The following is a 24466-nucleotide window of genomic DNA, read 5'->3' on the forward strand; positions in this document are numbered from 1 at the left end:
TTCCGGAAGTCGGATGTAGCAAAACTTTGAATAATGCCCAGTATGGGAGCGATCGCACCAATAAAATAGGGTTATTGTGCATTGTTGTGAATGGCGATCGATCCGCAAGCGCGATCTCAATAGATCTTTCCTCCAAAAGAATCTCAAAGGGCAGGCAGGATGCCTACCCCACAAGAATTTTTGGAGATTTCTAATACACAAAGTAATGCAAACAAACACGATATAAGTGCTGGATGATACTTTCGATCGCGATGGGGGGTTAGACCCCTCAGTGCGATCGCAAGACGATCGGACAACATTCTCCCACTCTCCGCCTCGATTTGACGGCGTTTAAGGTGATTGAATAATAGTATGTTCGGGAAAATGTAATAAGAATTGTATTGCTTTGACGACTAAAGCCACTTTAAGTTCATATACTAATTTCTGTATTCCATCGTTTGCAGATAAAACGAGGAGGCCCAAAATGGCTCACACTTATGAGGTATTGGTCGATATCAGAGAATCCTCTGCACCAAGCACCAATGCCTTTCGCTGCGGAACAACAAGGTACGAAATCGATGCAGAATCTAAAGCTTTAGCTGATAATATGGCACTAGCCCAAGCTAAAAGCGAGCATCCACAAGGTTGTGAATACGACGTCCGCGTGACAAGGTTACTAAAATAAAGGCAACACCGAATCTAACCTTAAAAATCGTTTCCGACGCGATCCACACTCTCAGTTTTGTTAAGTACTATTAATAATTCTGAATAACTGTAAGCTCAGCTATTTTGGCTGGGCGTCTGATGAATTGTGGCAATTCATAGTCGGAAACGATGCGATCGATTGCTCATCACCTCTGCACGATCGGCGATCGTTTTTATTCTCTCCGCTGCGCTGCATTGTTGAGCTGCTGGCGCTGTGCGACCTGGATTAGCATAATTCATCAAAAGACCGGAACCGACCTGTTTCAAAATCCTCTAATCCTTGTTGAATCCCCTTTATTGCTGCTTCTGAGTCTTGCGCTTCCCACTCTAGGACGTTAGCTAACAATTCAGATGCAAGCAGATTGACATCTTGACCTTGCCGAACAGCCTTATCGCGGAGTCGCGCTTCTAATTCTGGGCTGAGGGTAACAATTATTGCCATTAAACTACATCCTTTGGCATAAAATCTTTGTAGGCTATTCCAGCAAAGATAGGCGATCTCTATCCTAGTAATGTGCAACAATTATATAATAGATAGATGTACCTGACCAACCGACGCAATAGATGGTTTCACCAGAATTACTTACCAGTATACAACGGCTTACCCGTGCAGATAAACTCTACATAATGCAGGTTTCGATCTCTGAATTAGCCCAACAAGAAACAGACCTCATCAAACCTGACCGATCGTATCCTATTTTGTCGCCTTACGATGCGTTTGAAGCAGCAAATACTATGCTCAAAGTATTGCAAGATAGCAAATCTCAAGACCATGAGTAACGCTGAAAGATATCCTTTTATCTGTGCTGACACTGCACTGGGGGAAGTTGGGTTTCGTCCGTAGCATTTACCCCACACTCAGCAATTCATCGAGTTTGTTTTTCAAATCTGAAGATACCATTAGCGGTTGATAAACTTCACCCTGGTATGGTTGCCAAACATATCCCGAACTGAACGATCGAAATGTTGGAGGCGATCCAATTTCCTGCCAAATTGTTTCAGCTAAAACTAAGCCAGGAAAAGATTGAAAAGAAGTTTCTGCAAGTAACTCGCTATAGGTTCTAAACTCGTCTACTTCTAAACCAACTAAAGCATACCGAAACTTGGGAGCAAACCGTAAATGTTGATAGAGCAGAATACCAATTTCTGTCATAATATAAGCGGTTTCAGGTGTGTCTATTCCCACTTCACTTATGCCGCTAGGAGAAACTCGACACCACCAATTATCCTCGATATCCTGAAAAATTCCCGTTTGACATTGAGATTGGTTCTTATTTGAAAAAATCAAAGAAACTCGCTCGAAATGGCGAGAAAACTCCTCAGCGGCAGTCTGTTCTGTACCACATTCAGCCGACAAACTAAATATCCATGACATTGCTGTTCTCCTTTTGATTCCCTCGACTCATTTAACTTTTTCCCAATCGTTTTGAGTATTTGCCAGTGCAGCCTCGTATTTCTCTAATAACATTGTAGTCTTGGGCAAGATACTTACATGAGTTGGGCTGTCCTGAACTGCTTCCAAATCTCCGGTGATTTTGCTATCTTCAATTTGCCAGACGGGATCTTTTCCTTTGCCGCCAAATTTATCGGGTCTTCTAAAAGCTGGTAGACTTTCGATTGAAAGCGAAGTAGACATTCCCTTTGTATTTCTAATTGCGACAGCTACAGGTCGATCGGTAGAATTTTGGTCTATTTCCGATCGCAAATATCCATTTTCGTCAAGCCAATTTCTAGGCATTTGTTCTACATCAATATCAATACCAGGTCGAACTCCTAATAATCGAGCGCTACGCCCTACTTTAGGTTTACCGTTTTCCTCTGCCATCCCTCGGTAGTAGAGTTTAGCCATCTGCCAAAAATAACTTTGCGCTCGCCAAACTAATCATAAGGATTTGCCAGCTAATTTCAGTATAGAGATGGATAAGCGATCGCCTATTCCTTCTGCTGTTGCTCCTTGCTGAAAAACGGCAACAATAGTATCTAATATAACACGGCTTTCCCTTACCCGAACTACGCCATCAGCATCAGTTTTTAGTGGTGCAATCTCAGATTCGATCGCTACTTCCATCACCAAATTGACCTAGTTGCCTCAACAGTAGATCGAACTCGATCGCGATCGCCCCAGAATCAGCTTTTTAGTTCATTCACCTCTTTTCCTTGCCCAGAGAGGTTTTCAGCCCTCTCCGAAAAAAACACTTTTCCAACTTCACACTATACTTCACACTCTTGCATTACAATAATTATAGAGAACGATAGGTATTATCTCTCGTCTCTGACTATGCTCAATTCCCCTGAAAGCCCCACCAAGGATGTAGAAAGTGGTTAATACAAACCCACTCATCGCACAGCCACCTAAAGAAGTGCCGTTAAAAAAAGCACCTCTGATTCGAGCGATCGCACAGGTACGCTTTCCACCTATTCTTTCGATCGAAAAGAAAGATTTTGTAGCTTCATTTCAAGAAGCCATTCGAGAAAAATATCCCATCCTTCAACCAGAACAAACTCAGGGTTTAGTTTTTGGTTCTCAAGGTGTTATGCAAATTGCACCCCAATTAACTTGGCGGTTTGTAGATCTAACAAACAATTGGCGAGTTTCATTAGCACCTAACTTTGTTGCACTTGAAACAACTGCTTACTCAAGTCGTCGTGATTTTTTAGAACGTTTAGAAAGCGTACTTGTAGCACTTAATAATAGTTTTAATCCCCAAATTATTGAACGATTTGGGTTGCGATATATCGATCGATTAGTTGGACAAGATGCCAAAGATATCGGATCGCTCGTCAAACCTGAAATAGCTGGCATTGCTGCCACAGAGTTTAGAGAATATGTTCAGCAAACTATTAATGAATCTTTGTTTATCATGCCAGAGGGAGGTGAACAAATTATCGCTAGATGGGGAATTATTCCGGCTGGTGCTACTTTCGATCCAGATGCGATCGAACCTATTCCCGAACCTAGCTGGATACTCGATTTAGATATGTCCCTTTCCAAAAATAGAGAATTTAGCATTGAGGAGTTAATGAGTGAATCAAATCGGTTTGCCGAAAGGATTTATACTTTCTTTCGATGGGTAGTCAATGATGAATTTTTGCGACGCTTTGGGGGTGAATTATGACTACTCTTTTAGGTAAAAAACCGGATGAGCGGTTATCGAGTACTTCTGCACTGGGAGCGATGCGGAATTTAGATACTCATCCCTTTATTGGCTGTAGTATTTTCCTGTCTCGTTCTAACACAACCACTTCCACAATAACAAGCGATCGCAATTTATTAGCTGCTTGGGAAATGACCACAAGTGGCGTTACTCTACCATCAACCAGTTCTCCACAAGTAACGCAGAAAGCCCTTAATGAACTGAGAAGATTGAGTGGGTTAACTTGGGAGCAACTGGCTAAAATTTTCCATGTTTCACGCCGAAGTCTTCATTTTTGGGCAAGCGGACAACCGCTATCTCGCTTTAACGAAGAAAACCTAAATCGGCTTTTGGGTACGATTCAATATATCGATCGAGGAAGTGCAAATCTCAATCGCAGTTTGTTATTGAAACCCGGTAGTGATGGTAGACCTCTTATTGATTTATTGGCGCTAGGTAAACACGAAGAAGTTAAACAAATTATTGGTGCTGGTAATGCTGCTGTCAAACCAGAATTAGTGCCTTTATCGGAAGAAGCACGAATGTCACGTATGCCACAAAATCCAGCAGATTTAGTTGATGCGCTCCCAGATTCTATTCATCGTGAGGTAGGAAAATCTAGACCAGCGAGAGCAGCAAGGAGTCGAAGAAACAGTAGTGAACAATGAGCGTGATGTTTGGATTCAGGAAGTAGATACTGCTCTGAAAGATTGGTGTCAGGGTGATTGCGTGCTTGGGGAAAATTGGTTTGTCTACCGCTTCGATCCTCAACGTCAGAAGGATTTGTAGTGTCTCTGGAAGATATGACAGCAAAGGATTATGTTGAGAGCGATCCGCTTGATTTAGATCACTTATCATCAAGAATTGAAAATGGAGGTTGAAGCTTATATTTGATGAAGGAAACGATCGCCCTTCTCCCCTCCCCAAAAAACTAAACCACAGAAACCCGGTTTCTTCAAGAAACCGGGTTTCTAAATTACCGCACTGTTCCTTTCAGTGCTTCTGCGTCAATCCCTTTGGTCAGATAAATCCGCACCAAATGACCGATAATTGATAGTTGCAATGGTAATTTACGCAACTTTTTCACCCATTTGGGTTGAGAACTCCGATCGATCTCGGACATTTGCAAGTTTAGATCGGAACAGCGATGCAGGCGATCGAAAAACTGTGGATGTTCGGTGTCGAGAACTGATGGGAATGCACGCGCTGCTGTTTCGTTGGTTTTGCGAATGACTTCCCGATCGAATTCGGTTGCATCGATTCCCAGCACGTTATAAAAACCAGTGCGTTCGTGAACGGTGAGGGTATGGGTCGCAAATACTGTCAGTAGGAAAAAGCGACTCCATAACCGAGATTGCCAAGTTTGCCAGAGTTTGGGTTGCGATCGCAATAATGCTTTGAAAATATCTCCGTGGCGGTTTTCGTCCTGACACCAGCTTTCAAAGTAGCGGAATAGCGGATAAAACTGATTTTCGGGATGTTTTTCTAAATGGCGATAAATAATGATGTAACGCCAATAACCAATCTTCTCTGATAGATAAACTGTGTAAATTACCCACTCGATCGGGAAGAATGTATAAACTCGATTTTTTGTCAAGTAGGCTAAATCCATCGTCGAGCCAAAATCGCCCATTGCTTTGTTGAGGAATCCCGCATGACGGGCTTCATCTCGCGCCATGAGGTGAAACATCTCGGAGAGTACGGGATTGCGATCCTTGAGTTTGCGCGAGAGTTCCTTAAATAGCAGAAAGCCGGAAAACTCGGAAACGCAAGACCTCTCCAAATAATCGATAAATGCTTGTCTGGCTTCTCCAGTCAGGTTTTCCCAAGAGCGATCGAACGTCTCATCCCGGACAAAGTGATGCCGATTGTAATCCGCCCGCATTTCTGCCAGCATTGCCTGAAATTCGCTGTCCTGGGCTGACAAATCCAGCTTTGCCGCCGTTTCAAAGTCTGTCGTGTAAAAGCGGGGCGTGAGGATGTTTTCTTTGAGCGCCTTCGTTTTGCTTTCGGATACATCCAGAGTGGGCTTTGGCACAGAAGTAACCATAGTGTGCGATCGGTTCCCTTGAAACTTCATAGCTATTAAGTTATAACACTTGCCGCTTCTTGAACAGACTCTTCAAAAAAAGTAATAAACTTCCTCTCGCCCAGTCCAGAAACCCGGAGAAACCCGGTTTCTTGAAGAAACCGGGTTTCTATGCAAACAGACTTTGTTAAGTTATACAAACTCTCGATCGCATTCATAGCTCGATAGCTATATAGTATGCAAGAGCCGTTTAATTGAACTGAAGCGTGCCTGCTCGACGATGTTACTGCACATTGCGCTCACAGGTATCGCCAAGAAAACAATTTCTTAAGAATGAGGGAACTCAACATGAGCCACGATTTAGCCAGCCGCCTGCGAGAAGGTACAAAACATTCCCACACCGTCGCGGAAAACACGGCATATATGAAGTGCTTCCTGAAAGGGATTGTAGAGCGGGAGCCATTTCGCAAGTTGCTGGCAAATCTGTATTATGTTTACAGTACGTTGGAAGAAGCGCTGCGGCAGCATCTGGAGCATCCAGGAATAGGAGGGATATATTTCCCGGAACTCAACCGCACGGCCAATCTGGAAAAAGATTTAGCATATTACTACGGTGAAAATTGGCGCGAGGAAATTACTCCTTTACCTGCTGGTAAGATTTATGTCGATCGCCTAAACGAAATCGCCAATACCGATCCGGCACTTTTAATCGCACACGCCTACACCCGTTATATGGGCGATTTGTCCGGCGGTCAGGCATTGAAAAATATTGTGCGATCGGCCCTAAATTTGCCTGCCGATATAGGTACTGGATTGCATGATTTCGAGCAAATTGCCACCCCAGAAGCCCGACGAGAATTTAAGGAAAAATATCGGCTTGCACTCAATTCCTTACCGCTTGAAGAAGCAACAATTCAACGCATTGTAGACGAAGCTAATTATGCTTTTCAACTCAATCGCGATGTTGTTCACGAATTGGAAGACGATGTAAAAGCTGCCATTGGCGAACACGTATTCGATCTGCTCACCCGTCAGGATAGACCGGGTAGCACAGAGCGAGTTCCGCACAATTCCGTCAGCGAAGCTCCCGTGCTTCAACACAGCATTTAATTTAGTTACTGCACCAAGTTATAAACCGGGTTTTTTGCTTTCGACTCAGCCTCAAAACTTACATTTTGGGTTGATAGCAACCGCCAAGGCAATTAGAACGTTCTTAATTTCTGAAACCCTTGACTCGAAGCTATTATTCCCCTAGCCCCTAACCCCTAACCCCTAACCCCTAACCCCCAGTCCCTAGCTATAAAAACCCGGTTCTGAAGTCTACCAAACAAGAAAGGAACTCCAGCGCATGAGCTTCTCGCTACCCACCGTTCAATTTGACTCAGAATTACTCCGCAAATACGACCAAGCTGTACCGCGCTACACCAGTTATCCGCCGGCGACAGAGCTGAAACCTGAGTTTGAATTAGTCGATTTCAGAGCTGGGATTGCAGTCGGTAATTATAAAAAAACGCCATTATCTCTCTACTGTCATATCCCGTTTTGCGAAACGCCTTGTTATTTCTGCGGTTGCAATACTGTGATTACGCAACGCAAAGAAGTAGCAGAACCTTATCTGGACTATACGGTGCGTCACATTCGCCAGATGGCAGATTTGATTGATTCCCGCCGCCCGGTCGAGCAAATGCACTGGGGAGGAGGAACGCCGAATTATCTCTCTTTGAGTCAAATTGAAAAGTTATGGGCAGCGATTAATCAGCATTTTCGCTTCGCTCCAAAAGCGGAAATTTCTATAGAGGTCAATCCCCGATATTTAGATCGACAATATGTTCTATTTTTGAAAGATTTGGGATTCAATCGGATTAGTTTTGGCATTCAAGATTTTAATCCGCAAGTGCAGGAGGCAGTTAACCGCATTCAACCAGAAGACCTGCTATTTAATGTGATGGATTGGATTCGAGAAGCGGGGTTTGAAAGCGTTAATGTTGACTTGATTTATGGGTTGCCTTTCCAAACCTTAAATACGTTCCGCGATACTATCCACAAAACGATTAAACTCGATCCCGATCGCATCGCTGTATTTAATTTTGCTTATGTACCCTGGATGAAGCCAATACAGAAACGGCTTCCCCAAGAAGCACTTCCCAAAGGGCCAGAAAAACTCGATATTTTGCAAATGGCGATCGAGGATTTGAGCGGCAATGGTTATGTGTTTATTGGTATGGATCATTTCGCCAAACCAAACGATGAATTGTCGATCGCACAACGGCAAGGAAAACTGCATCGCAACTTCCAAGGTTATACTACCAAACCGGAATCGGATTTGATCGGTTTTGGCGTTACTTCTATTAGTATGCTGCATGATGTCTACGTTCAGAATCACAAGCGGCTGAAAGACTTCTATCGAGCTATTGATGAGAACGTTTTGCCGATCGAACGCGGAGTGAGTCTCAGTCAAGATGATGTGATTCGCCGCACGGCAATCATGGAGTTAATGTGTCAATTCCAATTGTCCAAAGATGATTTTGAAGAAAAGTATCATCTCAGCTTCGATCGAGATTTCGATGAGTATTTTGGCACGGAACGATATGAGTTGAAAAAGCTGGAAGCTGATGGATTAGTTCGCCTTTATCACAATCGCATTGAAGTGACTCCAGCAGGACGATTGTTAATCCGCAATATTGCTTCTGCTTTCGATAGCTATCTGAAGCATAAAACAAATACCAATTTCTCCAAAGCAATTTAATTCTCGGTCAGCGGTCATTAGTCAGTAGTCAGTTGTAATGACCGCTGACCATTGACTGCTGACTAATGACTAATCAAATGAGGGAGGCAAATAAATAATGCGTATCCTGATGATTCAACCCAATTATCACTCTGGGGGAGCCGAAATCGCCGGAAATTGGCCTCCCAGTTGGGTGCCTTACGTGGGTGGCGCATTGAAGACGGCGGGCTTCAATGAAGTACGTTTTGTTGATGCCATGACTAACTATATTGAAGATGCTGAATTAGTGGAAATCATCCGCAATTATCAGCCCGATGTAGTTCTGGCAACGGCAATTACGCCGATGATTTATAAGTCTCAAAATACCCTGAGATTGGTGAAAGAAATCAATCCCGAAACAAAGACTATTATGGGTGGCGTTCACCCAACTTATATGTATCGGGAAGTGTTGAACGAAGCGCCTTGGGTTGATTACATTATTCGCGGTGAAGGCGAAGAAATTACTGTTAATTTAATGCGTGCGATCGCAGATGGTACAGACCTGTTAAATCGCCGTAATATTCTGGGTATTGCTTTTCTCGAAGATGGCAAAATTGTAGCAACTCCAGCCCATCCTCCCATCAAAGATTTGAATACGCTTACTCCAGATTGGAGTCTTTTAGAATGGGAAAAGTACATTTATACGCCTCTCAATACAAGAGTTGCGGTTCCCAACTATTCAAGGGGTTGTCCTTTCCGCTGTCGGTTTTGTTCCCAATGGAAATTCTGGCGCAAATACCGTTCTCGATCGCCCAAACATTTCGTTGATGAAATCGAAAGGTTGGTAAAAGAATATCAAGTGGGCTTCTTTATTTTAGCAGATGAAGAACCGACAATCAACAAATCTCGGTTTATGGCGCTATGTCGCGAACTGATCGATCGCAATCTCGGCGTACATTGGGGCATCAACACGCGAGTCACCGATGTTTTGCGAGATGAAAAAGAACTGCCTTTATATCGCCAAGCCGGATTGGTTCACGTTTCGTTAGGAACAGAAGCCGCCGCCCAATTAAATCTGAATTTATTCCGCAAAGAAACTACGATCGCAGATAACAAAAGAGCAGTACAACTGTTAAGAGAAAACGGCATTTTAGCAGAAGTGCAATTTATCATGGGATTGCCCACCGAAACGCCAGAAACGATCGAAGAAACTTATCGGATGGCGCGGGATTGGCAGGCGGATATGACTAATTGGAATATGTACACGCCTTGGCCATTTTCCGAACTGTTTCAGGATTTAGCCGATAAAGTTGAAATTCGCGATTATTCTCACTACAACTTCGTCACGCCGATTATTAAGCCGGAAAAGATGACGCGGGAAGAAGTTCTCAAAGGCGTACTTCGCAACTATGCCCGATTTTATTCTTGGAAATTTCTAGAGTATTGGTTGGAAAAAGATCCATTTAAACGCCGCTATTTGCTAGGATGTCTGTGGGCATTTGTGAAGACGACTTTTAACAAACGCTTCTACAATCTCAAACGAGTTAAGCAGAAAGGTTTGCACACGGAAATTGAGTTTGGCTTTGATGAATCGAGGATTTTGAGTGCCGAACAAATGGCTAATTTGAGACAAGAACGTCCGGCGGATATAGATTTTGTGGGAACTATTTCAGCTTGTGGCGCTCCTAACGATTTGCAGTCAGGCAATACTTATACCAAAGCGCATCAACAGCATGATATAATTCAAGTTGCTGTGATTGAGGACGATCAACAAACTCGGATCGATTTGCGCGTAAATCTGCGGGCGCAAACTGGCATTGAAGTTGCCAGCGAAGCCACAAATGCGGAAACAGGCTTAGTGCTATTAGAATCGATCGATGTTGATGTTGCTGTGGTGGATAGCACTTTACCGGATATGGATTTGGTAAAATTCATTCGCAACGCCCGTAAAGTGCAAGCTAATTCTTACGTGATTCCGTCCAAAATTTTGGTTCTGGTAAGTCCCGATGGACAAGAGGTGCTGTGCGATGCACTTGCGGCGGGAGTCGATGGTATTTGTGCCAAGAATGCTCCGATTGAAAAATTAGCAGAAGCGGTACGAATAACACATCGGAATGGCAAATACCAAGACCCTGCGATCGCGCATCTTTTGCCAACAACTGTGACCGCAGGATAAATACAGGACTTACTGGCGAGAAACCGGGTTTTTGAACGAAAAGTTTAGCCTTTCAGCTTGAGTTAACTGTAAAAACCCGGTTTCTGACCCTGGTGCGAAACTGGCGAATCTGACAATTTGATTTGAGATTTTAGCCAGAGGTTTTAGATTTATTCATGAATAAATCTAAAATCCAAAATCTTTTTTGTGGTAGAGGAAAGTATTAATGACATTCGACTCCGTACAAACATCACCTGAGAATCAACCAGGTTTAAATTGGTCGATCGTAATCTTTTTCGCGATCGTACACCTGTTCGCATTATTGGCTCTTTGGTGTTTCTCGTGGTCAGCAATAGGAGTTACTTTATTGCTGCACTGGTTTTTAGGAAGTATCGGCATTTGTTTGGGCTATCATCGGTTATTGAGTCATCGCAGTTTTCAAGTTCCGCAATGGCTGGAGTATGCGATCGCTTTTATCGGTGCATTAGCGCTTCAGGGAGGCCCGATTTTTTGGACAGCCGGACACCGTTTGCATCATGCCTATACCGAGGATGAATACAAAGATCCCTATTCCGCCCGGAAAGGATTTTGGTGGAGTCATATGTTATGGATGATCTTTCCGAGGAAAGAATTTTTCAACTACGAACAGTACAAGCGATTCGCTCCCGATTTAGTGCGAGAACCGTTTTACTGTTGGCTCGATCGCTACTATCTTTTTCTGCAAATTCCTCTAGGAATTTTGCTCTATTTCTTAGGTGGCTGGTCGTTTATAATTTACGGTGTTTTCTTGAGAGCCGTTCTACTTTGGCATAGCACTTGGTTTATTAACTCCGTTACTCATGTATGGGGATATCGGACATTTGAAACCAATGATAATTCTCGCAATCTTTGGTGGGCAGCAATTGTTACTTATGGCGAAGGCTGGCATAACAACCATCACGCGCATCCCAACGTAGCTAAAGCAGGCTGGCGCTGGTGGGAAATCGATGTTACCTGGTGGGCAATTTGGTTGCTGAAAAACTTAGGCTTAGCCCAGAAAGTAACGATGCCGCCTGCTTCAGCTACCGGGAAGCTTTAAGTAATGCAATAAAGCCGTTTCCAATACTGCACAACTAATTAAATAGTAGGTTGGGTTAAGCGCCAGCTTAACCCAACTTGTCACCCGTCTAATGTTGGGTTTCGTTTTAGTCATTAGATATCTCCAAAAATTCTTGTGGGGTAGGCATCCTGCCTGCCTTTGAGATCCTTTTGGAGGAGATGTCTATTGACCGAAACAAAATTTAAATTTGGGATTTGGGATTGCCTAATTTAAAATCCCAAATCTCAAATTTTTCCACTAGGTCATCAAGCATTTAATCTTAATTGTCACTGAGGATGAAGGGTCAAATATTTCTTGACCCTTTCTTATCGATCGGAAGGAGAGAAAAGGAAAAAAGCAGTATTTACTTTTTTCCTTCGACCGGGATACTGTTTAGCTGACTGCTACGGTTTGCATTGGCCGCTCAAAGAATAGCTCCCTGGCTGTTTTTTCTGGTTTTGGTAAGCCATAAAAACCAGCTTCGGCTTCGATTTCATCGACTAAATCCCAAGCTTCAGTGGCTTCTTTGGAGTCATTACCAAAGTTGGCGGCAGCTGAACGAGCATTCGAGATAGCCTGCTGAAGTTTTTGTTCGAGATATGCCAATTTCGGGTTTTCTAGGAAATCACCTTTGTTCAAAATATCGGTGACGGAAATGATACCCAATAAGTCACCTTGAATGACAGGCGCACGCCATACGCCAGTATTAGCAAACAACCGCGCTACATATTCCAAATTAAGGTCGGGATTCACGACAATGCAGGGTTTACTCATAATTTCGTAAACGCGCACATCTTTGGGATCTTTTCCATAAGCAACGACTTTCGCTACAACGTCTGTTTCGGTAACAATGCCGTAAGCATCTTCTGAATCGCGAGCTTCTACTATCAGCGCCCGGACTTCTTTTAGCCTCATTAGCCTGACGGCTTCAGCTACAGTTGCAGAACCGCGAACAGTAGCTACATCCTGGGTCATAATATCTTTGGCCTTCATAATTGTCCTCCTTTTAGTTGGTCGAGTTCAGCCAAATAAAGGGTTATAAGCTGTTGCAATGTTTGTCAGTATGAAAACATACTTGACTCAGATGCAATCTGCTATTGTCAGAAGACTGATTGACCAATTCAAACAGAAAATAGCTTGAATCAGTTACTGGCTTTTCAGCAAAAATTGAATCGAATTTGTCTTCGATAGCAAGGAAGAATCACGTTGTTTACAAATATTTGGTTTTAGGCATATTTGTCAATCGCTCGATGGAGACTTGATTAAAACCACGTAATATCTCCCTCAATTAATAGCGCTCGGTCAAGTTTTTATTGCAACAACTTAACCCTGCAAATATAATAACACCAAAATCAGGCTTATTGTAGCTGTTTTTACTGAAGATTATAAAATAATTATTAAAATAAACAAAATTTTTATTTGATACATATTGTCTTGGATTTGTCATTAGGTTTTTTTAAATATTTATTAAAAAGTAAACATCTAATGTTTAGACAAAATTAATGTATTTTACGACCAATGTAAATAGTAGAGGCAAAATTTAATTGCCCCTACTATAAGTTATCAAAACACCTAAAATTAGGCGATATTCGCTTGCAGAGACTTTACTCTGACATCATCAATAACCTCACAAAATTAAGTTTAACGTGCTAAGGAAAGAGACGATATTTTAAAGTATTTTCCGGTCTGTTTCAGCAGGAAAACTAAAGGTATTCGGATGGTTGAAAATGTTTTTTATGGTGTTGGCGACCAGCGCTTTCGACCAGTAAGTAAATGATTGTCATTTGATTTTCTGCTATATACGCTACCAATTGATTTAGCAACGATCGACCGCAGAATAAAATTAAACAAACCTTAACTTTTGACTAAATTACATGGCGCTAACTAGAGAGAACATCTGGTATTATAAAAACGTAAAAATTTTGAAAATTGTAGGTAAAAACATGAAAATTAGCGCTCGTAATGCTCTCAAGGGTAAGGTAAAGCAGGTTACGCCAGGAGCGGTTAATACAGAAGTAGTCATAGAAATCTCTCCTGGTGTCGAAATAGTTTCCATCATCACAAAATCTTCAGGGGAAAGCCTGGGGATTGAAGTAGGCAAAGAACTTTATGCTATCATCAAGTCAACAGATGTAATGGTTGCGGTTGATTAAAATTTACCTACGGAAACTAGCAGTTAGTCATGGTTGGCTACTAAAGTTAGGTAAATTTAGAGAAGCGAATCAGTTAACCGAACGCAAATCGATCGAGCGAGGACTCGATCGATTTCTAGCCAATGCCGATCGGCTTTGACTAAAAAGGTAGGCAATCGCTGTTCGACCGTAATAGTAACGCCGGGGCAAATCCCCATTTGATTTAGCTTGTTAAGCACCTTTTCATCTGCATCGCGAAAGCGAGTCACGATTCCCTGCTCTCCAGGTTTTAGCAACTCCAGTGGAGAAAGACAAACTGTAAAGCCTTGATTCCACATTTAAAACACCTCTGTTTGGTAAGTGTTTAATTAAACGAACTGAAATTAAATCTTTTTTAATTATGGGAAATTATCCAATGTAGTTCTATCGATTTCAGCTTTTAAATGTAAAATTGCAGATTTGAAAAATTGTTATATTTTAAATCTGCAATTTTAAATAGCTCGGTTTCTAGGGTCGAACCAGTAAATCTTTAAACAAGGTACGCTTCTTGATGCGTGCGAATCGTACAATCAGATTTAGGATAAGCAACGCAAAGTAAAACAAACCCCTTAGCCATTTGTTCGTCATCTAAGAAATTTTGATCCGACTGATCTACTTGACCTTCAACCAACTTTCCAACACAACTAGAACAAGACCCAGCGGAACAAGAGAATGGTAAATCTATTCCTGCGTCTTCAGCAGCTTTGAGAATATAAGTATCCTCATCTACATCAATTACTGTATCTAATTTGTGCTTTTTACTTTGCAAGCGCACTTTGTAGGTAGTAGCCATTGTCCTATACCAAATCGTGAAAATTTACAGAAAAACTAAAGCAAAGCAGTTTTGAGTTTTGAATTAAGTATTCATTACTCAGCATTCATTGTTGACCAAGCACTATCATTTCCTTAACTGCAAGAAACACCTGCGGGAGTGCAATCACCAGCTTTGAAAGATTTGCCACAACCGCAGCTATCCGTCGCGTTAGGATTGCTAAACTTAAATCCAGACTCAATTAAACCATCAACGAAATCAATCACAAGTCCTTCTAATAAAGATGCGCTGTTGCGATCGACATAAAAAAGCACCGAGTCTTGTTCCACAACCAAATCATCATCTTTTGGTTTACTGGTGATATCCATTTTATATTCGTAACCGCTACAACCACCATCAGCAACCGCAAGGCGCACGCCTTTGCGTACAGGAGTTGTTTCTTGTGCAGCAGTCGCTCTCAAGAAAGTGCGAAGCCGAAATGCTGCTTTTTCAGTCATATTAATCGTCATAGTCGTCATAAAATCCTCCTATTTTGATAATAATTGTAGGTTGGGTCGAGGTAACGAAACCCAACGCTGTGTATCGGGTTGTTGGGTTTCGCAATAGCTCAACCCAAGCTACAAAAGTCACTATTCCCTCATTTGTGATTTCCACATACCGGACAATGGGAATCTTTATAAGAGCGACGTTTTGCAAAATTTAGAGTACCTAAATCCATCGTTAATAATTTAGACGATAGAGTTTCTCCGACTCCAGTAATTACCTTAATTGCCTCCAGTGCAGTCAGACAAGCTAGCGTTCCCGAAACGGCTCCCAAAACACTAAAAGCGCGTTTATCCCATTCCGGTTTTTCGGGAAACAAACAAGATAAACAAGGAGTTTCGCCAGGGATAATTGTAGTTAGGTAAGCTTCCATTCCATTCATGGCTGCTTCTACCATTGGTTTGCGCCAACGCACGCAAGCAGCATTCAATAAATCCCGTTCTTCAAAGTTATGAGCGCAGTCAAGAGCGATATCCGCTTGTAACACTAAAGAATCAACATTTGCTGCGGTAACGTATTCGGGAATCGCCTCTATTTCTACATCGGGATTGATGGAAGAAAGCGTTTCTTTAGCTTTGATTACTCTGGGTTGACCTACCCAATCGTCCGTCATTAAAATCTGACGGTTCATGTCATCTAAGCGTAAATTTCCGCCTCTAACTAAAATTAATCGACCTACGCCAGCCACCGCTAAATATAGCGCAGCCGTACCGCCTAATCCCCCTACACCCGTGACTAATACAGTTGCTTGGCGGAGTTTACGTTGTGCTGATTCCCCAAAACCAGGGAGCATCATTTGGCGGTGATAACGTTCTAACTCAGTAGGTGTAAGGTTTAACACTTCAATTCTCCTTAGTCAGACTGAATTTCTGAGAGTAAGACGACATTTTTGGGTTTTTCATTGAACACTTTGAACAGTTTCTGCTCTACGCCTGTTGAAGTTAAAAATAATTCATAAGACTTTAAGAGAGCATCGCGGTACTTATCCAATTTTTCCTGCGGTTCGATATTGGGATAGTTCTCATCAATTTCACTAACGTACTGAGAGAACTTCTTCAAAATGTGCAGGCGATTAACATTCACAGTCTGCGGATCGAAAGGAAGTTGAAAAAACTGGAAATATTCCTCAGCATCCACGATTTTTTGAAAGTCAGATAAGGCTTGTGTCATTGGGCTGACTCCATTACTTTTAGCTGTTTTTTCAGGTTGTCTAACTCTCGAAATAGCTCATAGGTTCTGCCAGCTACTTCCATGATGGTCTCGAAATCGGTGGGCAAACCTTCTGCTAAATCGTGAAGTTCCATTTTTAGTTGACCACCTTTGCTGTTGAGGCGCTTAATTTGAGTTTTCAGTTCCTCAATGCTTAAGTTTGCTTGCACCATAAATTTGTTACCTCAAAGAGCGATCGACCGATTTTAGATTTTAGATTTGGGATTTTAGATTTGGGATAGACATAAATCATAAATCCCAAATCTCAAACCTAAAATTGATATTTAAACTTCTGCTACTTCGCGATAGCGTTTAGCTAATTCTACAGCAGAGTTGGTAAGTTTTTCACCTTCAGCAGCTAGTTTTTCCATCGATTCAAAGCCAAACCGTTGGGCATCTCTGAGAGTTTTAGATACCACCAAAAGGCGACCGGAAAATACTAAAGCCCAGCCAAATCCTTCATGGCTTAAATTAATCACTACCTGACAGATTAATCCAGTTTGTTGTTCTACGAGAGTTGCGATCGCACGATAAAAAGCCGTGATTCGCAATTGCGTTACCGGATCGACATCTCCTTCTACCGAGATTTTCCGTTTTTGTTCTTTACTAAGAATTAATGGCTTGATAATCAACTCATCCGACCAACTACGGTAAACACCAAGGCTATCTTGGGCGCGAATTTGGCGCACTATTTCTTGCAAGAAAGGTGTTTGAATTAGGGGCAAGTTAGTTTCTGTTACAGTCATCGTAATTTTCTCTCGTCTCTTCAGGTCAATTGGTTGAACAAATCTACATTTGTAGGGGCGTAAGGGAGGGCTTAATTGGCTAGCTTGTGGAGCAACGTGATATATCATTAAACCCGCCCCTACTAACCTGTGGAGTGACATGATATATCATTAAACCCGTCCCTAAAAACTTATCTGGTTTATTCCTCTAAGGAATCTTCAAAAGAAGCTTCCTTTTGTTGGAGTGCTTTACGCAACCAAGGTGGAGGATTACCCTTTAATGTTTGTACTAACTTGTTGAGTACATCAGTAATTAAATCCTCCTCACTTTTTGACTTAACTGGTGTTACCCGCTTGCGAATTAATCTGGCGGCTGCACTTCCTCCGATCGCAGCGACATAAACGATCGTGCAATCAGATACAGCTTCCAGTTTGGGAACGAGTTTATCTTCGTTACCATCTTCTTTCAGGTCGCCACCAAAAGTCAGATTATCTACAAATTCATAACCTTCTGGCGACACTTCATAAACTGCCATTTGTTTTGCCCAGCCGAAATGGGCATCAATATGAACTAAGTCATTGGTAGCAAAAGCAATTTTCATGGCTTCTCTCCTTTTTAGTGTTTGGCTTTCGATTCCTCTTGTTCGAGGAGAAGATTGCCAAGATTAAATAAAAACTCAATAGTGCCGCGATAACCAACAGTCGTAAAGTAACCGTTGCCTAAGCGATCGAAGATTGGCATTCCTTGCCTATAAAGAGGAATTCCTAGCTTTTTGCTAACTCGTTTACCGTTAGAATTAGCAACTAATAAATCCGCACCGACTGCCAATTTTTCTAAGTCATCTAAGTCTCCAATTATAACCGATTCAAGCGGAAGAGATTCCAGTACGGGAGATTGAGTTGTAGTGACAGCAGCTTGGATTTGCGCTCCCATTTCCTGTAAAAAAATGCTAGTTGAATACAGCAAATCTGGCTCTAGCGCCAGCGATACTCGCTTGCGTCCGAAATAGAAATGAGTATCCAACATAGCATCTTGCAACTGGCGACGCTGACGCCGAAACTTTTCGGGAACGGGACACTCACTTAATTGCGATAATTTCATTAGAAATTCATCTACCGCTTGCAATCCAGTGAGTCGCGAAAATACTTGATATTCCGTACCAAATCGCTGTTGTAAAATCTTTGCCGCACCCCGCATACTTTCGCCAAAAGCGAGGGTAAAAGCAGATGCACCCACACGCTTCAAATCTGCTAAACTTGTTCCTCCCGTTGTTGTGGCGCTATACTCTCCATCGGATAAGTGACCGTCAAGAGATTCCGAGAGGTCGGGAACTGCGATCGCATCCAATCCAAAAGCAGTGACGATCTCCTTAATTTCCTCTACATCGCCTGGGGTAAACGCAGAACCTACTAACAGGGTAACTTGATTGGTTTGCTTTTCAGCTGCGATCGGCACTTCTTTTACAATACCTTCTACCGCCGCCGCAAAACCATCTTGCAATGCGCCTTTAAAATCGGGAGTCGAACAAAAAATAACAGGTACATTACTTAAATCTGGGTGACGTTTTTTCAGCGTTCTGAGGATGCCTTCCATATCATCCCCTCGCGTTTCCGTTAACCCAGTCGTACAAAGTCCGATAATTTCCGGTTTGGCTTTTTCTAATAAGGTTAAAATCGCCATTTCTATATTTTCTTCTCCCCCTAAAATCGTCGTGACTTCCGTCATCGCTGTGGTACTTAAAGGGATAGCTTCTCGAAAGTGCCGTACTAGCAAAACTTTCGCAAACGCCGTACAACCTTGGGAACCATGAAACAATGGCATCGTTCCTTTTAAACCTAAGAATGCTAACGCCGCACCCAAAGGTTGAGATTGTTTAATTGGATTGATTGCAACAGATTTTTTGGGTGAGATTACAGTAGCCATCGTTCGATTTTGGATTTTGGATTTTAGATTTTGGATTGAAGATTATTCGATTTCAGATTTTGGATTTTGGATTGAAGCTGTAGGGTGTTTCAGATAGATAATTTTCGGAGACATCATTAATTTTATTGCTTTGACGCGCCCTACTTTACTAGCTTCTGCCAATCTAAAATCCAAAATCTAAAATCTAAAATTCCCAAGGTGCTGGTTGACGAACTTGCGCCCAAACCGGACTGTACAAAGCTTCATCTAATTCTCTCGCCATTTCCACCATACCTGAATAACCTGAGTAGGGATGATGGCGTTCTTGGTTGATATCAAGGAAAGGTATTTTCGCTTTCAAAGCCGTGTATTGGTTGCGTCCTCCCGCAATCAACATATCTGCTTTGGTTTTCTCAATTACTGTGAGGATTTCGGCAGCGTTGCCTTTCTCCAACATCATACCATCTTTACCCAACAATTCTTTAATTTTTGCCTTATCTTCTTCCGTACTTTTCTTCGTACTGGTGGCAACAACTTCCATACCTAAATCTTTGGCAGCGGAAATAATCGACCAACTTTTTACACCGCCAGTATACAATACAACGCGCTTACCTGTTAATCTAGCGCGATAAGGTGCTAAAGCTATATTTAATTTTTCCGTTTCTTCCGCAATTAATTTTTCCGTGCGTTCTTGCAAGTCGGCATCGCCAATTTTTTGGGCAATATTTCGCAAGCAGCGATTCATGTCATCTACACCATAAAAAGATTCCTCAATGTAAGGAATACCGTATTTTTCTTCCATCTTTCTGCCCATGTTGATCAGCGCTTTCGAGCAGATCATCACGTTAAGTTTGGCGCGGTGGGCAGCGCAGACATCATGGTAACGAGCGTCACCCGTAATTTTAGCTAAAACGCGAATGCCTAACTTTTCAAATAAGGGAAGAACGCCCCACAATTCCCCAGCAATATTGTACTCGCCAATCAAATTAATGTCGTAGGGTGTAGTATATTCCGGTTCTCTTGTACCGACTACATATTCTAATAATGCCTCGCCACCGATGCGGTTGCCGAGGTTTTTACTACCGACAAAGCCTGGAGAATTAACGGGAATAATAGGAGTACCTGTTTTCTTGGCAGCAGTTTCGCAAACTGCATCTAAATCATCGCCAATTAAGGCTGTAACGCAGGTGGAATAAACGAAGACTGCCGCAGGCTTGTAGCGTTCTTCAACTTCTAGAATAGCTTTATAAAGCTTTTTTTCTCCTCCGAAAATAACATCATTTTCACTCAGATCGGTGGTCAACCCAACTTTATAAAGATGGGAACCAGAGGAAAGACTACCGCGACTGCCCCAAGAATTACCAGCACAAGCGATCGGCCCGTGGACTAAATGAGCCACATCTGTAATTGGTACGAGGGCGATGCTTGCACCGTCAAACGCACAACCACCTTGGGCTGCACCGGGTTGAGCTTGTTGTTTGCAAGATTTGTTCTTCTTTTCACCGTCTTTTTTATGATTGTGTTCGCAGGCGGTTTCGGTGAGCAGTTCGGTAATTTTTTTCTGAGTGAGTTTCATGGTTAGTCCTTAGTCATTAGTCAGTAGTTATTTGTCCTTCGTAATTGGTCATTTTTCGTTGGCCATTTGTTCTTTTTCATTGCTGAGATTTAGGATTTATCAGTATGAACAATGACCAATCACCAATGACTAACAGATGTATTTATTGACATCTTCACCGCACACATCAGTCAGGTAAGAAAGGGCGCGAAAGCGCAAACCAACAAACTCGTCGTAAAGGGGATTTAACTTGCAAAAAGGGGGAATGTGTAGCGTGCGTCCAAAGAGGGTGAGCTTTCGTTCAAAAGGGCATTGGCAGGGAATAACTCGACAGACAATATGGGCAAATTTGCGATCGTTTATTTCGATTCCATCCACCCATTGACGCAAGGGCCACAGGAGATCAAACTTTTTGTTTCTATGAATGGAGGTGCTACTCATGACAGTAATCCAGGAGTGGGGAGTGGGGAGTGGGGGAGTGGGGGAGTGGGGAGTAGGTAGTGGGTAGTGGGTAGGGGGTAATTTTTATTCCCTAACCCCTAACCCCTATTCCCTAACCCCTCTCTTCCCCTAACCCCTTCCATCAGCGAATCAAGTCGTAAGAGATGTCGGTCTTAGCTGGGATAATCGTGTTGCGATCGAGTTCATCCAACAGGGTATTCACGATCCAATTCAGCAGGTTAATTGCACCTTGATAGCCATAAGTAGCATAGCGATGCAAGTGATGGCGATCGAAGATTGGATAACCAATACGAACCAATGGAGTGTGAGTATCGCGCCACAGATACTTACCGTAGGAATTACCGATTAACAAATCAACTGGTTCGGTAAATAGTAAAGATCTCAAGTGCCACAAATCCTTACCGCCCCAAATCGTTGCACCAGCACCAAACGGACTGGAATCTAACAGCGCCCGCAACTCATTCTCAAAAACATCATTGCTGTTAGTTACTACGATGTGAACTGGTTCTGCACCAAGTTCCAACAGGAATTGTGTCAAACCAATCACTAAATCTGGATCGCCATACATCGCAATTTTCTTGCCATGTAACCATGCTTGGGAATCAGTTAAAGCGTCCACTGCGCGACCCCGTTCTTCTTCCAATTCTTTCGGAATTGGTTTACCAGTCAAAGCAGATAGCTTCATCAAAAACTCATCGGTGCCCCGGATACCAACCGGACGGGAAACATAAGTTTTTTGCTTCCAATCCGACTCCAAGTATTCGCGAGTCTTACTCGTCGAATAAGCTTGGAAAGAAATCGTTGCTTCTGCGTTAATCGAATCGCCAGCATCTTCCAGCGTTGTGCCACCATTATACATCCGATATTCTCCATCATTAGGAGAATCCAGATAATCAGAATTATCAGCCAACAAGGTGTAATTTACACCCATTGTTTCTGCAATGCGCTTAACTTCGCGCAAGTTGCCGATATAAGTTTCAAAACCTGGGATAAAGTTAATCTTACCGTTGGTTGTTTCTTTCTTCTTACCAGCAGTTAAGTTACTCAAAATCCCCTTCATCATATTGTCGTAACCAGTAATATGGGAACCGACAAAGCTAGGAGTGTGAGCGTAAGGAACTGGCAGTTCTTGAGGAACAAAACCTTCATCCTTCGAGGTTCTGATAAATGCTTGCAAGTCGTCTCCGATTACCTCTGCCATACAGGTAGTGCAGAGAGCGATCATTTTCGGCTTGTAGAGATTGAAAGAGGTAGCTAAACCTTCTTTCATGTTGTTCAAACCGCCGAATACCGCTGCATCTTCCGTCATTGAGGAGGAAACGGCAGAGAAAGGTTCTTTGAAGTGACGGGTAAAGTGCGATCGGAAATACGCTACGCAACCTTGAGAACCGTGAACAAAGGGCAATGTACCTTCAAAACCTACTGCTGCCAGAATTGCGCCGAGAGGTTGGCAAGCTTTCGCTGGGTTAACAGTTAGCGCTTCGCGGGAGAAGTTCTTCTCGCGATACTCCCAAGTCTTAGTCCATTCAGCGACGCGAGTAATTTCTTCTGGGCTATGTCCACCTTCAAACTGTTTTTTAGCTTGAAATAATTCTTGATACTCATCTTGGTGGAATAACTCGGCGTGATCCTTGATATTATTGATATCGTTCTGAGCCATGACTTTTTTCCTTGATTAGGGATGTAGGGATTAGGGAATGGGTAATGGGGAATGGGTAATGGGGAATGGGGAGAGGGAAGAAAAAGGAAAATGAAAAGGGAAAATATTTTTACCTGTTCTTTCCCTAGCCCCTAGCCCCTAACCTCTAGCCCCTCTTCCAGGGCGCACCGATTAAGCTCCAGGTGGGGCTATTCAGTGCCAGATCCATGTCGCGAGCGAAGATGGCAAATCCGTCGTAACCGTGATATGGGCCGGAGTAATCCCAAGAGTGCATTTGACGGAAAGGCAGAGCCATCTTTTGGAAGACGTACTTCTCTTTAATTCCAGAAGCAACTAAATCTGGCTTCAATTCTTTGATGAATTCTTCAAATTCGTAAGCAGAAACGTCATCGTAAATCAGCGTGCCGTTTTCGATGTAGTGAGTTGTACGTTTGTAGTCGTCGTTGTGACCGAATTCATATCCCGTACCGACCAAGCGCATACCCAAATCGTGGAACGCGGGAACGACGTGGCGAGGACGCAAACCACCAACCATCAGCGCAACGGTTTTGCCTTCCAAACGCGGGAGATATTTCTCAATTACTGCCTTAGTTTGTGCTTCGTATTTAGCGATTACTTCTTCGGCTTTTTGCTGAATTGTTTCGTCAAACTTGGAAGCAATTTCGCGCAGGGATTCGGCAATCTTAGTTGGGCCGAAGAAGTTGTATTCTAACCAAGGAATACCATAAGCTTCTTCCATGTGGCGGCTGATATAGTTCATCGAGCGATAGCAGTGAACTAAATTCAGCTTCACGGTTGGGGTCATCATCATTTCATGGAGAGTGCCATCCCCAGACCATTGAGCTACCACGCGCAAGCCAATTTCTTCTAACAGAATGCGGCTCGACCAAGCATCACCACCGATGTTGTAGTCTCCGATAATGGCAACATCATAAGGAGTGCTTTCAACACCTAATTCTTTCTTTTTCTTATCTGCTTGGGGGAATACCCAGTCGCGCACGGCGTCGTTAGCAATGTGGTGTCCGAGAGATTGAGAAACACCCCGGAAACCTTCGCAGCGAACCGGAACAACGGTTTTGCCAATTTCCCTGGCGGCTTTCTTGGCAACAGCTTCGATGTCATCCCCAATCAAACCGATCGGACATTCAGATTGAATCGAAATGCCTCGGTTGAGAGGAAACAAATCTTCCAATTCATCGATCAGTTTCGCCAATTTCTTATCACCACCGAACACGATATCGCGTTCTTGGAAGTCGGAGGTGAATTGCATCGTACCAAAGGTATCAATGCCAGTCGTACCAATATAATAGTTGCGTCGTCCAGACCAGGAATAATAACCGCAACCTACAGGGCCGTGACTGATGTGGATCATGTCTTTGATTGGGCCCCAAACCACACCTTTCGATCCGGCGTAGGCGCAACCGCGAGTGGTCATCGAACCTGGAACGGATTTGATATTAGATTTTACGCCGCAGTCGGATTTGCCTTCTTCGTAAACGTTGAGGTGCTTTTCTCTCTTTTTGCGCGATTTCTCAGGATACGCTTCGAGGACTTCTTTAATCAGTTCTTTAGTTTCGGCAACTGGTCGCTGAGGAACCGCAGTTACTTCATTTTCGTTTAAGGTAGCAGATTCGATCGGGGTCATAAGGTTTCTCTCTCGAATTTTAGGGATTAGGGATTAG

General features: G+C 42.9%; 31 protein-coding genes. 10 read left to right on the plus strand and 21 right to left on the minus strand.

Annotation, left to right across the window (positions count from 1 at the left end):
* Window positions 1-463: 463 nt before the first annotated feature.
* Window positions 464-664 carry a hypothetical protein gene (locus H6G03_RS05355; RefSeq protein WP_190462818.1) on the plus strand — a complete coding sequence of 67 codons (201 nt, stop codon included), beginning with the start codon at window positions 464-466 and terminating at the stop codon, window positions 662-664.
* A gap of 134 nt (window positions 665-798) precedes the next feature.
* Here H6G03_RS05355 and H6G03_RS38685 read toward each other — a convergent pair whose 3' ends face one another.
* Together H6G03_RS38685 and H6G03_RS05360 are read right to left on the minus strand one after the other, a co-directional pair.
* On the minus strand, window positions 799-924 hold the full coding sequence (locus tag H6G03_RS38685) for a hypothetical protein (protein WP_255512180.1): 126 nt from the start codon (window positions 922-924) through the stop codon (window positions 799-801).
* A complete protein-coding gene (locus H6G03_RS05360) occupies window positions 911-1126 on the minus strand; it encodes a hypothetical protein (protein WP_190462820.1) in 216 nt (71 codons plus the stop codon). The genes H6G03_RS38685 and H6G03_RS05360 overlap by 14 nt, the downstream gene beginning before the upstream one ends.
* A 122-nt stretch (window positions 1127-1248) precedes the next feature.
* Between H6G03_RS05360 and H6G03_RS05365 the strand changes: the two genes are divergently transcribed.
* A complete protein-coding gene (locus tag H6G03_RS05365; RefSeq protein WP_190462822.1) occupies window positions 1249-1464 on the plus strand; it encodes a hypothetical protein in 216 nt (71 codons plus the stop codon).
* Between the two features lie 67 nt (window positions 1465-1531).
* On the opposite strand, the gene H6G03_RS05370 is transcribed toward H6G03_RS05365, so the two are convergent.
* Genes H6G03_RS05370 through H6G03_RS05380 form a run of 3 tightly spaced genes read right to left on the minus strand, consistent with a single transcriptional unit; the run spans window position 1532 to window position 2752 of the window.
* Window positions 1532-2059 (minus strand): hypothetical protein, encoded by a 528-nt coding sequence (locus H6G03_RS05370; protein WP_190462824.1) that lies wholly within the window; start codon window positions 2057-2059, stop codon window positions 1532-1534.
* A gap of 27 nt (window positions 2060-2086) precedes the next feature.
* On the minus strand, window positions 2087-2533 hold the full coding sequence (locus tag H6G03_RS05375; protein ID WP_190462826.1) for a Tse2 family ADP-ribosyltransferase toxin: 447 nt from the start codon (window positions 2531-2533) through the stop codon (window positions 2087-2089).
* 33 nt (window positions 2534-2566) lie between these two features.
* The gene (locus H6G03_RS05380) at window positions 2567-2752 is read right to left on the minus strand and encodes a hypothetical protein (protein ID WP_190462828.1); all 186 of its coding nucleotides are present in this window, start codon (window positions 2750-2752) and stop codon (window positions 2567-2569) included.
* A 250-nt stretch (window positions 2753-3002) separates the two neighbouring features.
* Between H6G03_RS05380 and H6G03_RS05385 the strand changes: the two genes are divergently transcribed.
* From H6G03_RS05385 to H6G03_RS38690, 3 genes are read left to right on the plus strand one after another with little or no spacing between them, the layout of a single operon-like run.
* The gene (locus H6G03_RS05385; RefSeq protein WP_190462830.1) at window positions 3003-3800 is read left to right on the plus strand and encodes a TIGR04255 family protein; all 798 of its coding nucleotides are present in this window, start codon (window positions 3003-3005) and stop codon (window positions 3798-3800) included.
* On the plus strand, window positions 3797-4486 hold the full coding sequence (locus tag H6G03_RS05390) for an XRE family transcriptional regulator (RefSeq protein WP_190462832.1): 690 nt from the start codon (window positions 3797-3799) through the stop codon (window positions 4484-4486). The genes H6G03_RS05385 and H6G03_RS05390 overlap by 4 nt, the downstream gene beginning before the upstream one ends.
* Window positions 4476-4607: a hypothetical protein gene (locus tag H6G03_RS38690; RefSeq protein WP_255512181.1), complete on the plus strand. Its 132-nt coding sequence runs from the start codon at window positions 4476-4478 to the stop codon at window positions 4605-4607. Before H6G03_RS05390 ends, H6G03_RS38690 begins: the two co-directional genes overlap by 11 nt.
* A 187-nt stretch (window positions 4608-4794) precedes the next feature.
* Here H6G03_RS38690 and acsF read toward each other — a convergent pair whose 3' ends face one another.
* On the minus strand, window positions 4795-5868 hold the full coding sequence (gene acsF, locus H6G03_RS05395; RefSeq protein ID WP_190462891.1) for a magnesium-protoporphyrin IX monomethyl ester (oxidative) cyclase: 1074 nt from the start codon (window positions 5866-5868) through the stop codon (window positions 4795-4797).
* Between the two features lie 327 nt (window positions 5869-6195).
* Here acsF and H6G03_RS05400 point away from each other — a divergent pair, with 327 nt between their 5' ends.
* From H6G03_RS05400 to H6G03_RS05415, 4 genes are all read left to right on the plus strand, one after another.
* The gene (locus H6G03_RS05400) at window positions 6196-6957 is read left to right on the plus strand and encodes a biliverdin-producing heme oxygenase (RefSeq protein WP_190462834.1); all 762 of its coding nucleotides are present in this window, start codon (window positions 6196-6198) and stop codon (window positions 6955-6957) included.
* Window positions 6958-7195: 238 nt separating this feature from the next.
* Window positions 7196-8593, plus strand: a complete 1398-nt coding sequence (hemN, locus tag H6G03_RS05405; RefSeq protein ID WP_190462836.1) for an oxygen-independent coproporphyrinogen III oxidase — start codon at window positions 7196-7198, stop codon at window positions 8591-8593.
* A gap of 97 nt (window positions 8594-8690) precedes the next feature.
* Complete coding sequence (bchE, locus tag H6G03_RS05410; RefSeq protein ID WP_190462838.1) at window positions 8691-10727, plus strand: magnesium-protoporphyrin IX monomethyl ester anaerobic oxidative cyclase; 2037 nt, start codon at window positions 8691-8693, stop codon at window positions 10725-10727.
* Between the two features lie 205 nt (window positions 10728-10932).
* A complete protein-coding gene (locus tag H6G03_RS05415; protein ID WP_190462840.1) occupies window positions 10933-11784 on the plus strand; it encodes an acyl-CoA desaturase in 852 nt (283 codons plus the stop codon).
* Here H6G03_RS05415 and H6G03_RS38695 read toward each other — a convergent pair.
* Both H6G03_RS38695 and H6G03_RS05420 read right to left on the minus strand, forming a co-directional pair.
* Window positions 11764-11898: a hypothetical protein gene (locus H6G03_RS38695; RefSeq protein ID WP_255512182.1), complete on the minus strand. Its 135-nt coding sequence runs from the start codon at window positions 11896-11898 to the stop codon at window positions 11764-11766. The genes H6G03_RS05415 and H6G03_RS38695 overlap by 21 nt on opposite strands.
* Before the next feature lie 279 nt (window positions 11899-12177).
* The gene (locus H6G03_RS05420; RefSeq protein WP_190462842.1) at window positions 12178-12777 is read right to left on the minus strand and encodes a CBS domain-containing protein; all 600 of its coding nucleotides are present in this window, start codon (window positions 12775-12777) and stop codon (window positions 12178-12180) included.
* Window positions 12778-13727: 950 nt separating this feature from the next.
* Here H6G03_RS05420 and H6G03_RS05425 point away from each other — a divergent pair.
* Window positions 13728-13937, plus strand: coding sequence for a TOBE domain-containing protein (locus H6G03_RS05425; protein ID WP_190462894.1), 210 nt, complete (start codon window positions 13728-13730; stop codon window positions 13935-13937).
* A 56-nt stretch (window positions 13938-13993) separates the two neighbouring features.
* Here H6G03_RS05425 and H6G03_RS05430 read toward each other — a convergent pair whose 3' ends face one another.
* The 13 genes from H6G03_RS05430 to nifD all read right to left on the minus strand — a co-directional run bounded on the left by H6G03_RS05430 (window position 13994) and on the right by nifD (window position 24429).
* Window positions 13994-14254, minus strand: coding sequence for a FeoA family protein (locus H6G03_RS05430; protein WP_190462845.1), 261 nt, complete (start codon window positions 14252-14254; stop codon window positions 13994-13996).
* Between the two features lie 191 nt (window positions 14255-14445).
* Window positions 14446-14748, minus strand: coding sequence for a 2Fe-2S iron-sulfur cluster-binding protein (locus tag H6G03_RS05435; protein ID WP_190462847.1), 303 nt, complete (start codon window positions 14746-14748; stop codon window positions 14446-14448).
* 113 nt (window positions 14749-14861) lie between these two features.
* Window positions 14862-15236: a HesB/IscA family protein gene (locus H6G03_RS05440; protein WP_190462896.1), complete on the minus strand. Its 375-nt coding sequence runs from the start codon at window positions 15234-15236 to the stop codon at window positions 14862-14864.
* Window positions 15237-15364: 128 nt separating this feature from the next.
* The gene (locus H6G03_RS05445; protein WP_190462849.1) at window positions 15365-16111 is read right to left on the minus strand and encodes a ThiF family adenylyltransferase; all 747 of its coding nucleotides are present in this window, start codon (window positions 16109-16111) and stop codon (window positions 15365-15367) included.
* A gap of 11 nt (window positions 16112-16122) precedes the next feature.
* Window positions 16123-16440, minus strand: a complete 318-nt coding sequence (nifW, locus tag H6G03_RS05450; RefSeq protein WP_190462852.1) for a nitrogenase-stabilizing/protective protein NifW — start codon at window positions 16438-16440, stop codon at window positions 16123-16125.
* Window positions 16437-16652 (minus strand): CCE_0567 family metalloprotein, encoded by a 216-nt coding sequence (locus H6G03_RS05455; protein ID WP_190462854.1) that lies wholly within the window; start codon window positions 16650-16652, stop codon window positions 16437-16439. The genes nifW and H6G03_RS05455 overlap by 4 nt, the downstream gene beginning before the upstream one ends.
* A 111-nt stretch (window positions 16653-16763) precedes the next feature.
* Entirely contained in the window at window positions 16764-17225 is a 462-nt protein-coding gene (locus tag H6G03_RS05460) for a NifX-associated nitrogen fixation protein (RefSeq protein WP_190462856.1), read from the minus strand.
* Between the two features lie 179 nt (window positions 17226-17404).
* The gene (gene nifX / locus H6G03_RS05465) at window positions 17405-17806 is read right to left on the minus strand and encodes a nitrogen fixation protein NifX (RefSeq protein WP_190462858.1); all 402 of its coding nucleotides are present in this window, start codon (window positions 17804-17806) and stop codon (window positions 17405-17407) included.
* A gap of 14 nt (window positions 17807-17820) precedes the next feature.
* Complete coding sequence (gene nifN, locus H6G03_RS05470; protein ID WP_190462859.1) at window positions 17821-19128, minus strand: nitrogenase iron-molybdenum cofactor biosynthesis protein NifN; 1308 nt, start codon at window positions 19126-19128, stop codon at window positions 17821-17823.
* Between the two features lie 184 nt (window positions 19129-19312).
* Window positions 19313-20683 carry a nitrogenase iron-molybdenum cofactor biosynthesis protein NifE gene (nifE, locus tag H6G03_RS05475; RefSeq protein WP_190462861.1) on the minus strand — a complete coding sequence of 457 codons (1371 nt, stop codon included), beginning with the start codon at window positions 20681-20683 and terminating at the stop codon, window positions 19313-19315.
* 129 nt (window positions 20684-20812) lie between these two features.
* Window positions 20813-21103: a Mo-dependent nitrogenase C-terminal domain-containing protein gene (locus H6G03_RS05480; RefSeq protein WP_190462863.1), complete on the minus strand. Its 291-nt coding sequence runs from the start codon at window positions 21101-21103 to the stop codon at window positions 20813-20815.
* Between the two features lie 142 nt (window positions 21104-21245).
* Window positions 21246-22784, minus strand: a complete 1539-nt coding sequence (nifK, locus tag H6G03_RS05485) for a nitrogenase molybdenum-iron protein subunit beta (protein ID WP_190462864.1) — start codon at window positions 22782-22784, stop codon at window positions 21246-21248.
* Between the two features lie 145 nt (window positions 22785-22929).
* On the minus strand, window positions 22930-24429 hold the full coding sequence (gene nifD / locus H6G03_RS05490) for a nitrogenase molybdenum-iron protein alpha chain (protein WP_190462867.1): 1500 nt from the start codon (window positions 24427-24429) through the stop codon (window positions 22930-22932).
* Window positions 24430-24466: the final 37 nt, after the last annotated feature.

Origin of the sequence: Aerosakkonema funiforme FACHB-1375, assembly GCF_014696265.1 — a bacterium.
In the GTDB taxonomy this organism is placed as follows: domain Bacteria; phylum Cyanobacteriota; class Cyanobacteriia; order Cyanobacteriales; family Aerosakkonemataceae; genus Aerosakkonema; species Aerosakkonema funiforme_A.